This is a genomic window from Candidatus Cloacimonadota bacterium (assembly GCA_028706475.1).
Taxonomy (GTDB): domain Bacteria; phylum Cloacimonadota; class Cloacimonadia; order Cloacimonadales; family Cloacimonadaceae; genus UBA5456.
Map to the genome: position 1 here is coordinate 18,529 of JAQWBI010000023.1, position 11,670 is coordinate 30,198.

Here is an 11,670-nt window from a genome sequence, read left to right on the forward strand (position 1 = left end):
ACTGGATGAATTTGAAATGAGATCATTCAGGAGCCCGTTCGAACTGAGTACTGTGTCCCCAATCCAATAGGTAAGCAACAATTAGGTTAAAAAACCATGCCGGAACAAAAGCTAAAATTTAGCTATTATTTAAAACTGCTATATCCTTTCATCAAGAAGGACAAGGGACTTCTGTTTTTCGGACTATTTGCCATGCTGGTTTCATCAGCTCTACGTTTGGTGGATCCGCTCATTCTTGCGCTGATCATAGACAAAAGTATTCCCAATCAAGATTTATCCGAAATGCTGCGTTACGGCTTCATGTTCATCGCCGTAGTGTTGGTGTCAGGCCTACTATCTTATTTACAGATTGTTTTGCTTTCCCGCCTCGGAATCAAGATCATTACAAAGTTCAAAGGTAATGTGTTCAGTCATCTGCTAAAACTCCCGGTTGCTTGGTTCAATAAACAACCCGTGGGGGAGTTAATCGCCAGAGTGGAAAGTGATAGTGAGCGCGTGAAAGTACTATTTTCAGATCTTTCCATCACTATCATGGGCAATCTGCTGTTCTTTGTGGGAGTCTTTGTAGTGCTGTTATACAGAGATTGGAAGACCACATCCATTATTTTGCCCATCATCGCCATCAGCATTGTGGCCTACTCCCTGCTCTTTCGCTATATATCCAGATTCTTCCGGTTAATCCGTGAGAAATATGCCATCATCTCAGCAAAAATTACAGATTATGTCCAGGGCATGCAGATGATTCAGGCATTGAACCAGGAAACACGCGTAATTGAAGATCTCAGAAAGGCCTCCAAGGACAAGCAACGTACTGAGATCAAGACCAGTTTCATCGAATACGGGACTCAAAGCTTCTTTATGTTCATCTTCGAAGTAGTCTTTGTGGTGATCGTGATTATGCTTTCTGCACCAAAGATAATAGTGGGAACTGCCACTTTGGGTACCTTAATCGTCTTTATCCAATACATATACCGTATGGTTTGGCCATTGATGCACCTAAGTGAAAACGTGATGCAAATGCAGCGCAGTTTTGTATCTTTGAAGCGCATATTGGAATTGACCTCTCTGGAAACCGAGGATGAAGCCTTTACTGGAAAAGAAACACCCAGTTTTGATCGTGAAATTCGCTTTGAAAACGTGAGTTTTGCTTATGAAGGTGAGGATTGGGTGCTGAAAGATGTATCTTTCACCATTCCCAAGGGCAAAAAGATTGCATTGGTGGGTCCATCAGGGAGCGGGAAATCTACTACCATCAGCCTGCTTTGCGGGTTTTACCACGTTCAAAAAGGCAGTATACTGGTAGATGGAACTTCCATTCGCACATTGGATTTCCGGGCCTGGCGCCGAAAGATCGGATTGATCCTTCAGGATATCTACCTATTCCCCGGACCGATCCTGGAAAACGTGCGTGTCTATAACGATAATGTGGATCCAAGTGTGGTGCAAAAAAGTATCTCCGTGGTACAATTGGATGACTTTATCAAAGCACTTCCAAATGGTCTGGATACAGAGTTGGCAGAGCGTGGGCAAAACGTTTCTCAAGGTGAAAAACAGCTTATATCATTTGCCCGTGCTTTGGCGTTCAATTCTGAGATCATCGTGATGGATGAAGCAACAGCGTCCATAGATCCTCAAACCGAAGCGCGTATCCAACGCACTATGAACCATGTCTTTGCGGGCAAAACCATGGTGATCGTGGCTCACAGGCTCACATCTGTTTTGGATGCAGATGAGATCCTGTACTTCAATGAAGGCAGGATTACTGCCCGCGGGAACCATCACACTCTTCTACAGGAAAGCGAGGACTATCGCAGACTGGTGGAACTGCAGCTGTTGGGAGGCAAAGATGAATAAGCACATCAAATGGATACTGAAGCAGTACAAAGCGCAGATCTGGTTTGTGTTGATCATGGTTGTGTTTACTCTGGTCTCCTCAGCCGTCTCCATTGCCTATCCCATTGCTTTCCAGCGCATGATAGACTTGTTGAGGGATGTCCTGGCCAATCCCGATAAATATCCAGCCCCGATGATAGAAGTAAACAAGGTTCTGGTGTTTTTCCTGGCCATCGGTGTCGCACAGTTCTTCACCGGATTCTATCCTTGCATTCGAGCTTGGGTGAACTTGCGCTTTGAACACGCACTCAGGATGCTATATTTCGATTTCATCAGTCGTAAGGACTTCCGATTCTTCCAAAAGTTCCGTACTGGAGACATCGTAACCAGATTGACCGATGATCTTTCGGATTATCCCAAGATCTCCTGGTTTTTGTGTAGCGGCATCTTCCGTGCTCTGAACTCGTTTTCGATGATTCTGTTTTCCCTGGTGGTAATGTTCAGCGTCAATGTAAAACTCACTTTGCTCTCCATAGCTCCGTTACCTTTGATGATTATAGTATTCTACTTTACCAGCGAGAAACTATACACGAACTTTGAACGGAATCAAAGAGCCATTTCCAATATCAACAATCAGCTGGAAATGAGCTTTTCCGGCATTCGTATCGTGAAATCATTTGTTAGCGAAGAGAAGTACAACCGCTTCTTTGATGGGGCCTTGGCCAGGCGTTTCGATACCGAAATGAGCGTGGTAAGACTGAATGCCGTGCTGTCTCTGATCTACCAATATATAGATTACTTCGCCCAGATCGGGGTGATCATGTTCGGCGGATGGATGGCAGTGAAGGGAGAAATAACCGTAGGTACCTTCTTCCTATTCTATACTTATCTTTCAATGATGATCTACCCGCTCCTGGATCTGCCTCAGCTTTTTGTCTCCGGTAAACAGGCCTTTGTGAATATCGACCGCCTGGATGAAATGAAAGACCATCCTACGTTCAATAAAGATGATAACTTGGGACAAGAGGTTGATGACTTTAGAGGTCTGCGCTTTGATAATGTAAACTGCATCTATCCGGGAAAAGAACGAAGCATAATAAATAATGTTTCTTTCGAACTGAGACCCGGTGAGAAGATGTTGATACTAGGTGCTACCGGCAGTGGCAAGACCACTATTGCGAATCTTGTTCTGGGCCTGGTGAAACCGGATTCAGGAACCATATCTTTCAGCGGCATCGACTTGGAAGAAGTAAACATTCGGTCCCTAAGAAACATAGTGGCTTATGTTCCGCAAGAGCCATCGCTATTTAGCGGCAGTATCAAGGAAAACATCCTGATGGGTAATGAAAACGCAAGCGAAAGCGAGTATCAGATTGCGCTCAAAGCAGCTCAACTGGAGGATGAAATGGCACATTTCCCTCTGGGGGATGCAAGCCCAGTAGGTCAACGCGGATTGAGTGTCTCCGGTGGGCAGAAACAACGCATCACCATTGCCCGGGCACTGATCAAGCGGCCACAATTACTGATTCTGGATGATATCACGGCATCGTTGGACGCCGAGAACGAAGAAAAGCTGTGGCAAGCCATCAATAGTGATTATCCCAATACCGGTGCCATAGTGATCTCTCACAGACTTTCAACCTTACATTATGTTGATAGTGTTTTGTATATAGACGCTGCAGGAAACGCTCACAAAGGCAGTCATGACGAACTGGTCTTCAAAAATAAGGACTATCACGATTTCCTGCACGAACATTTAAAGAAGTAGCTTTCATAAATCCCGAACTTGAGGGCTGCTCCAGATGAATGAGACAGCCTTCTTGTTCCGAGAAATGAATATTTTTATATCGAATTTTTCCAAGCGCTTTCGCAGCCGTGATATCAGCTAGGTGAACTATGCAGTGAGGATTACGACAATGCTGTTACTTCAGACATCATCCATGTACTTGTAAATCTCATTGACAAAAAAGACGAAGAAACTTATCAAGGTTTAAAAGTGAATTAACTGGAGATTATTAGCTATGAACGACCAGCTGCAAGATCTTTTGAGCAAAGTGTATGAAGAAGGCGTTGGTAAAGCCAATGCCGAAGCAGAAAAGATATTAGATAAAGCCAGAGTAGATGCTGAGAAATTGGTATCCGAGGCCAAGAATAAAGCTGAAGCCATGATTGCAGAAGCCGAAAAGAAGGCCTCCGAGCTTCAGAAGAACGCAGAAGGGGATCTAAAGATGGCAGCAAATCACACCATCAGTTCTCTGAAACAGAAGATTATTGATCTTGTTCTATCAGCCAGCATTGACAAGGGTAGCAAACAGAGTTTTGAAGATCCGGAGTTCGTAAAGAGTGTGATCTGCGAAGCCATTTCAGACTGGAAAAAGGACGCTTCGCTTACTCTCGCTGAGAGCTTGAAGGGCAAATTGGATGAAGGCTTTATTGCTTCTTTGAAGACTGCCTTCGACAACAAGATAGAAATTGACTTTTCTCCTCAATTAAAAGCTGGCTTCTGCATCTCTCCCCAGGACGGCAGCTACAAGCTCAGTTTTACCGATCAGGATTTCGCTGAGCTTTTCAAAAGTTATTTAAGACCCCGCACAGCCAAGATCCTCTTCAATAGTTGATTATGGCAAAGCAGTATTACTACTTTATTGCCGGTTTACCTTCCATCTCGATGGAGGACAGTAAACTGGCCTATAGTCCTGCTCAGTTTCGGGATGAAGCGAAGGCTCAACTAAGCGAAGGAGATTATCAACTGATAAATATCTTACACTTGCCTGAAGATCTCGCAAATCTATTGAAGACCATCTACCATCATGACCATGATTTCGACTCCGAAGGACTATACTCCAATGAATACTGGCAGGAATTCATCGCTTTTGTAAAGCACCGTTTGGAGAGAAACAATTTGGAGACGCCATCAGAGTATCAGCACCTACCGCAATTTGTTCTGGATTCTGTTTCCGAGTTTTTGATGCCTGAAGATCTACCCTCCTTCCTGCTTGCCGAGCATACAATGCTACGCGGCTTCTTCAATTTCTGTGCCCATCACTCCAATCGCTTCATCCGGGATTGGTTTGAACTGGAGCGTAACATCAAAAACATCCTTGCGGCAATTAACGGACGCAATCATGAGCTGGATTATGCCAAATACCTGATTGGAGATGACGATACCGTAAAACAACTGGCTCATAGTCATGCAGCAGACTTCGGTCTAGGCAAAGAGCATCCTCTTTTCGATGCTCTACAGCGGATTTGGGAACAAAATAACATCCTCTACCGGGAACGGGGCTATGATGTGTTGCGCAATAAATGGATCGACGAGCAGAACTTCTTCGATTACTTCAATGTGGATCGTTTATTGGGTTATTACAGTAAGCTTCGCATCATTTACAGATGGCTGAAAGCAGACACTGAACTGGGCAAAGAAGTATTTCACGACACACTGAACAAGCTGGAAAACAGCTTTGAATTCCCTGAAGATTTCAGTATAAAAATAAAGCAAAAATAGAAGGTATCACGATGACCAAAGGTATAGTGAAAGCGATTATCGAAAACCTCGTACAGGTGGAAGTATCAGGTCCGGTATCCCAAAACGAGATCTGCTACATCAATCTGGGTGGTGTGAAACTGATGGCAGAAGTAATTAAAGTGCTTGGTAATACCGCTTATACTCAAGTGTTTGAGAGTACTCGCGGTTTGCGTCCCGGAGATGAAGTTGAATTCACTGAGCACATGCTGGAAGTGAAATTAGGCCCCGGAATGCTCTCCAAAAACTATGATGGATTGCAGAACGACCTCAATAAGATGAAAGGCATTTTTCTCACTCGTGGCGAATACACTGATCCTCTGGATGAAGAAAGCACCTGGGAGTTTACTCCCATTGCTAAACAAGGCGATACTGTATCCGGAGGGGACTGGTTGGGCAGTGTACCTGAAACCTGGATATCCCACAAGATAATGGTTCCTTTCGGTCTGAGCAGCGAATACAAGATCAAGACGATCGCTGCAAAAGGTACATACAAGATTACCGATACCATCGCCACCATTACCGATAAAGAGGGCAATGATATTAATCTGAACATGATCCAGCGTTGGCCGGTGAAGATACCCATCAAAAGCTATGTCGAAAAACCACGTCCTTTCAAATTGATGGAAACCGGAGTCCGTACTCTGGATACCTTGAACCCAATGGTTGAAGGCGGAACTGGCTTTATTCCTGGTCCTTTCGGCGCGGGCAAAACCGTGCTGCAACACTCAATTTCCAAGAACGCAGACGCAGATATGATCATCTTTGCCGCCTGTGGAGAACGCGCCAATGAAGTAGTGGAAATGTTTGTGGAATTCCCCGAACTGGACGATCCTCGTACTGGCCGTAAGCTTATGGAGCGCACCATCATCATCTGTAATACGTCAAATATGCCGGTTGCGGCTCGTGAAGCCTCAGTTTACACTGCTATGACCATCGCCGAATACTATCGTAATATGGGCTTGAAAGTTCTGCTTTTAGCTGACTCCACTTCCCGCTGGGCGCAGGCATTACGTGAAATGAGTAACCGGATGGAAGAGCTTCCTGGCCCGGATGCTTTCCCCATGGACCTTCCCGCCATAGTCTCCGGATTCTATTCCAGAGCTGGTTTTGTACACCTCAAAAGCGGAGAAACCGGTTCGATCACCTTCATTGGAACCGTGTCTCCCGCTGGTGGAAACCTTAAAGAACCTGTTACAGAATCCACGAAGAAAGCTGCTCGGTGTTTCTATGCACTGTCCCAAGCCCGTGCAGACAGCAAACGTTATCCAGCTGTGGACCCCATAGATTCTTACAGTAAGTATTTGGAATATCCCGAAGTAATGGAGTATTTGAACCAAAATGTCCATCCTACCTGGGTAGAAGATGTACTACACGCCAAAGACCTTCTCTTGCGCGGTCGTGAAGCTCAGGAACAGATAAACATTCTGGGCGATGACGGCGTACCGCTTTCTTACCACGACAAATACTGGAAGAGTGAGATGGTAGACAGAGTAATCCTACAGCAGGATGGATTTGACGCAGTGGATTCTTCCACTCCCATGCCCCGCCAGAAATACATGTTGGAACTCATTCTGGATATCTGTGCCAAGGATTTCGTATTTGAATCCTTCGAAGAAGTAATGCCATATTATGTGAAGCTAATAAACATCTGCAAACAAATGAACTATGTGGAGTTTGATAGCAGCAATTTCAAGGGTTATGAAGCAGAGCTTCACAAAGCAGTTGATGAAAGGAGCGCAAAATAATGGCAACACAAGCATTTCAGAAGATATACACCAAGCTAAACCAGATCACAAAAGCAACTTGCTCAGTTCATGCCACGGGAGTAGGAAACGAGGAACTAGCGACTGTTGCCGGACGCCTGGCTCAGGTCGTAAAAATCGTAGATGACAATGTAACCTTACAGATCTACGCTGGTACTGAAGGTATCGGAACAGACGCCGAAGTAGTATTCTTCGGCAAAGCCCCTTCCCTGAGAGTAGGCCCGGAACTTGCAGGCAGATTCTTCAACGCTTATGGCGACCCCATCGATGGTGGCCCTGAAGTTCAAGGTCAAGAGATAGAAATTGGCGGACCTTCAGTGAACCCAGTTCGCCGCAAACAGCCCTCAGAGCTCATTGCCACCGGTATAGCCGGCATAGACTTGAACAACACCCTGGTTACCGGACAAAAAATCCCCTTCTTTGCCGACCCCGACCAACCCTACAACGAAGTGATGGCGATGGTTGCTCTGCGTGCTCAAAGCGATAAAATCATCCTTGGTGGTATGGGTCTTTCGAACGATGATTATCTATTCTATAAACACGCCTTTGAAAATGCCGGTGTAATCGACCGCATCATCTCCTTTGTGAACACTACCGAAGATCCCACTGTTGAGCGTCTTTTAGTACCGAATATGGCACTTACTGCCGCTGAATACTTTGCCACAGAGAACAATGAGAAAGTATTGGTGTTGCTTACCGATATGACCCTCTACTGCGATGCTCTCAGCATAGTGTCGAACCGTATGGATCAGATCCCGTCAAAGGACTCCATGCCTGGTTCGCTCTACAGTGATCTGGCCAAGCTCTACGAGAAGGCAGTGCAATTCCCGGGTGGTGGATCGATAACGATCATCGCAGTAACTACCCTTTCCGGAGGCGACATCACTCACGCCATCCCGGATAACACAGGTTATATTACTGAAGGACAGCTTTTCCTAAAGCGCGATACAGACATTTCCAAAACCATCGTTGATCCCTTCCGCTCTCTCTCTCGTTTGAAGCAACTTGTTATAGGCAAAAAGACGAGAGCCGATCACCCGCAAGTGATGAACACTGCTGTTCGCCTCTATGCTGATGCGGCAAATGCCAAGACCAAGCTGGAAAATGGCTTTGACCTTTCGGATTATGACGAGCGTGTGTTGGATTTTGCCAAGGAGTATTCCAATGAGATTTTGGCAATAGACGTAAACATCGATACAGACACCATGCTTGATACGGCCTGGACTCTCTTCCAGAAATACTTTAGCAAGCAGGAAATTGGAATTAAAGACGAATTCATGAGTATCTATTGGAAGAAGGCATGAATCTGAAATTTCAATACAATAAAATCTCTCAGCTACAACTCATCAAACAGCTGGGAGTAAGGCAGAAAGCGCTGCCAACCTTGAAGAACAAGGAATCGGCCCTGCGGGTGGAAGTAAAGAAAGCACGCGATAAAGCTGCTGAACTGGATGAAAAGATCCGCCAACGTACGCAGGAACTGGATGTCTTCATGAAACTCTGGGGCGAGTTTGATCCGGATCTGATCTCTGTGAAAGAAGTCCAGATCAAAACCCGTAAAATCGCTGGAGTAAAAACCCCACTCCTGGAAGATATCAGTTACGAGATCAAAGACTTCAATCTGTTCACCGCTCCCAGTTGGTATCTGGACGGCATAGTGCTATTGAAGGATCTCTCCCGTCTTCAGATTGAGCGGGAATTCTTTATCCGCAAGATGCATATCTTGGAACAAGTAAGGAAGAAGACCACACAGAAGGTTAATCTCTATGAAAAAGTGCAGATTCCAGCTTTTGAAGAAGGAATCCTGAAAATTAAGCGCTTTTTAGAAGACGAAGAAAACCTTAGTAAGGCAGCGCAGAAAATCCTTAAGGACAGACTGGAGGAACTCAAATGATCGAGAAAATGAAGAAATATACCTTCGTACTCTATCATAGAGAGTATCCTGGTTTTCTTTCGAGACTGCAGGAACTGGGCATGGTACACATCATTCGCTCTACAGACGAAAAGTCTGAAACCCTTCTTCAAAACAGGGATTTGCTGGATGATTACAGCGAAGCTCTGAAGTTCCTGTCCAAGATTGAGGATAGCGAGAGTAAAACCACCACAAACCTGCCCACCAAGGCCCTTTTGAATCAAATCAATAAAGCCCGTGAGGATAAAGACAGCTTGCTACGCAAACGCGAAGTTCTGCGTAAGCAGATTTTTGATCTTCAACCATGGGGACACTTCGAATATGAATTGGCTAGAAAGCTACTGGATAATGGTGTGCGACTGGAATTCTATCAATGTCTGAAAAACCACTTCAAACCAGAATGGCAACAGGAACATTGTATCCACATCATCAGCGAACGATCCGGGATTCTATATTTCTTACTATTACATCTAGGAGAAGCTCCCACTCTCGAAGCAGACAGATTCTCGTTTCACAACAGAAGCTTGTTTGAACTGGAACAAGAACAAGATGATTGCGACAATCGCATTGCCGCCATAGATGAGTATTTCAGTTCCATAGCGAAAGTCGCCACAGAGGTATTCCAAAAAGAGATACAACGGATTAGCAACGAGTATGCCTATGAAGATGCCAGTCTACAAGCTCTCAGTGAAGCCGACGACCATTTGCGCATCATTAGCGGCTGGATTCCGGTTAGCAAAGAAGCAGACATGAAGGAATTTGTAAAAACGCAGGATATTATTCATTTCGAGATAGATCCAAAGGAAGATGATAACCCGCCGATCAGCCTCAAGAACAACTGGTTCAATCGTCTCTTTGAACCCATCACAAAGATGTATATGCTGCCCAAATACAATGAATTTGATCTCACTCCCTTTATGGCACCCTTCTTCATGCTTTTCTATGGCTTCTGTAACGCCGATATCGCTTATGGCATAGTTCTGATCATCATTACATTTGTCTTAAGAGCAAAGATCAAGGATAATACCATAAAGGGAATGTTGACACTGGGGATGTTCTTTGGAATATCTTCCATCATAATGGGTTGGGTGATGGGCTCAATGTTGGGCTATGACCTGAAAGAGATCCCTGCTATCGGAGAAAAGATATTGATCCGGAACAATGACCAGATCTTCAATTTCGCTCTACTGCTGGGTGTAATCCAGATCCTGTTCGGAATATCCATAGCTACCATCAAGAAGATTCATCAATCCGGCCCTGTTCACGGACTTAGTAATTTTGGTACTTTTCTGTTTATTGCGACAATCGCAGTTTATGGCGCTCAACAGCTGGGAACGGATATCTCTGCAGTTCAGCCATATCTGAAATACCCCATCTGGGTCGGTTTGGCTCTGATCCTACTCTTCAACAAGCCGGGGAAAAACCCGCTTGTAAACATTGCAGGCGGTCTTTGGTTGCTCTACAACATTGTAACCGGGTTCTTTGGAGATATCCTCAGCTATATCCGCCTCTTCGCACTTGGTGTATCCAGTGCAATACTTGGTTTCGTGGTAAATAGCATCGGTGCCCAGATGTCCGGTATTCCGATTGTCGGACCTGCGATATTCATTATCTTCATGCTATGTGGCCACTCCCTAAACCTGGCGTTGGGCGCGCTTTCCGGCTTTGTGCATCCATTACGTCTCACATTCGTTGAATTCTTTAAGAACGCCGCGTTCGAAGGACCCGGCATGGAGTATAAACCATTTTCAAAGAATACTAAGGTAAATTTATAGGAGGTTTAATGAACCCGGATACCTTAAACACAGTAGCTCAAACCACAGTGACTGCCATGGCGGGCGGAAATTTGGCTTTTTTCCTTGCCTGGATCGGAATCTTCCTGATGGTCGCTCTCGCCGGTATCGGCAGCGCTATGGGAACGGTTATCGGTGGCAGCGCAACAGTTGGTGCCATGAAAAAGCGCGATGATATTTTCGCAAACTGTATGATCCTTTCCGCATTGCCCGGCACACAGGGTCTCTACGGATTTGGAGCATTCTTCATTCTGAATGGTCACATCACTCCTCAGATAAACATGCTTCAAGCCAGCGCCATTTTTGGGGCCGGTCTGATCATGGGATTCGTGGGAATGATTTCTGCCATCCAACAAGCAAAGATTGTTGCCAATGGCATCGAAAGCTTGGGCTCTGGTAATGATGTATTTTCCAAAACACTCATCCTCGGAGTGTTTCCGGAACTCTATGCCATCGTTGCCTTCGCTGCATGCTTCTTGATCTCCGGTGCTATTCCCGGATTGGCCTAAATAACACAGAACTTCTTATGAAGCGCATCACCTCGATGCGCTTTTTTGTGTCCTCCTTCCCCTCTTCACAGTCTTAATCAGGCGTTCATCAAGCCTTAATTAAGCGTTAATAATTAAGACTTGATTAAGGGATGATGAAGAAGTGATTAACGCTTTCAAGACAGGGAGAAGGAGCGTATCACAATTCTGAAGCACTTTTAAGACACTTTTGGAGAGTCACCCTTTTAAGTATACAGGCAAGTCCGTTGAAGATAGTACAGAGGAGAACGATGGATAAGTTATTGTCATACAGAACGATGGTTAATCCAGCCTATGGGATAAAGGAGGTGGAGTT

General features: G+C 45.1%; 9 protein-coding genes. All 9 read left to right on the forward strand.

Features of this window, described 5'->3' with window-relative positions:
* Positions 1–96: 96 nt before the first annotated feature.
* The 9 genes from PHF32_05695 to PHF32_05735 all read left to right on the forward strand — a co-directional run bounded on the left by PHF32_05695 (position 97) and on the right by PHF32_05735 (position 11,336).
* Positions 97–1,854: an ABC transporter ATP-binding protein gene (locus PHF32_05695; GenBank protein ID MDD4560212.1), complete on the forward strand. Its 1,758-nt coding sequence runs from the start codon at positions 97–99 to the stop codon at positions 1,852–1,854.
* A complete protein-coding gene (locus PHF32_05700; protein MDD4560213.1) occupies positions 1,847–3,601 on the forward strand; it encodes an ABC transporter ATP-binding protein in 1,755 nt (584 codons plus the stop codon). Before PHF32_05695 ends, PHF32_05700 begins: the two co-directional genes overlap by 8 nt.
* Positions 3,602–3,854: 253 nt before the next feature.
* Entirely contained in the window at positions 3,855–4,451 is a 597-nt protein-coding gene (locus tag PHF32_05705; protein MDD4560214.1) for a V-type ATP synthase subunit E, read from the forward strand.
* 2 nt (positions 4,452–4,453) lie between these two features.
* Complete coding sequence (locus PHF32_05710; protein ID MDD4560215.1) at positions 4,454–5,338, forward strand: DUF2764 family protein; 885 nt, start codon at positions 4,454–4,456, stop codon at positions 5,336–5,338.
* A gap of 11 nt (positions 5,339–5,349) precedes the next feature.
* The gene (locus PHF32_05715) at positions 5,350–7,104 is read left to right on the forward strand and encodes a V-type ATP synthase subunit A (protein MDD4560216.1); all 1,755 of its coding nucleotides are present in this window, start codon (positions 5,350–5,352) and stop codon (positions 7,102–7,104) included.
* Positions 7,104–8,426, forward strand: coding sequence for a V-type ATP synthase subunit B (locus PHF32_05720; GenBank protein MDD4560217.1), 1,323 nt, complete (start codon positions 7,104–7,106; stop codon positions 8,424–8,426). Before PHF32_05715 ends, PHF32_05720 begins: the two co-directional genes overlap by 1 nt.
* A complete protein-coding gene (locus tag PHF32_05725) occupies positions 8,423–9,016 on the forward strand; it encodes a V-type ATP synthase subunit D (protein ID MDD4560218.1) in 594 nt (197 codons plus the stop codon). Before PHF32_05720 ends, PHF32_05725 begins: the two co-directional genes overlap by 4 nt.
* Entirely contained in the window at positions 9,013–10,809 is a 1,797-nt protein-coding gene (locus PHF32_05730; GenBank protein ID MDD4560219.1) for a V-type ATPase 116kDa subunit family protein, read from the forward strand. Before PHF32_05725 ends, PHF32_05730 begins: the two co-directional genes overlap by 4 nt.
* A 56-nt stretch (positions 10,810–10,865) precedes the next feature.
* A complete protein-coding gene (locus PHF32_05735) occupies positions 10,866–11,336 on the forward strand; it encodes a V-type ATP synthase subunit K (GenBank protein MDD4560220.1) in 471 nt (156 codons plus the stop codon).
* Positions 11,337–11,670 lie beyond the last annotated feature (334 nt).

Coding starts and splice junctions, on each gene's coding strand:
- PHF32_05700 (MDD4560213.1), top strand. CDS start 1,847: ATGAATAAGCACATCAAATGGATACTGAAGCAGTACAAAGCGCAGATC.
- PHF32_05710 (MDD4560215.1), top strand. CDS start 4,454: ATGGCAAAGCAGTATTACTACTTTATTGCCGGTTTACCTTCCATCTCG.
- PHF32_05735 (MDD4560220.1), top strand. CDS start 10,866: ATGGCGGGCGGAAATTTGGCTTTTTTCCTTGCCTGGATCGGAATCTTC.
- PHF32_05730 (MDD4560219.1), top strand. CDS start 9,013: ATGATCGAGAAAATGAAGAAATATACCTTCGTACTCTATCATAGAGAG.
- PHF32_05715 (MDD4560216.1), top strand. CDS start 5,350: ATGACCAAAGGTATAGTGAAAGCGATTATCGAAAACCTCGTACAGGTG.
- PHF32_05720 (MDD4560217.1), top strand. CDS start 7,104: ATGGCAACACAAGCATTTCAGAAGATATACACCAAGCTAAACCAGATC.
- PHF32_05705 (MDD4560214.1), top strand. CDS start 3,855: ATGAACGACCAGCTGCAAGATCTTTTGAGCAAAGTGTATGAAGAAGGC.
- PHF32_05725 (MDD4560218.1), top strand. CDS start 8,423: ATGAATCTGAAATTTCAATACAATAAAATCTCTCAGCTACAACTCATC.
- PHF32_05695 (MDD4560212.1), top strand. CDS start 97: ATGCCGGAACAAAAGCTAAAATTTAGCTATTATTTAAAACTGCTATAT.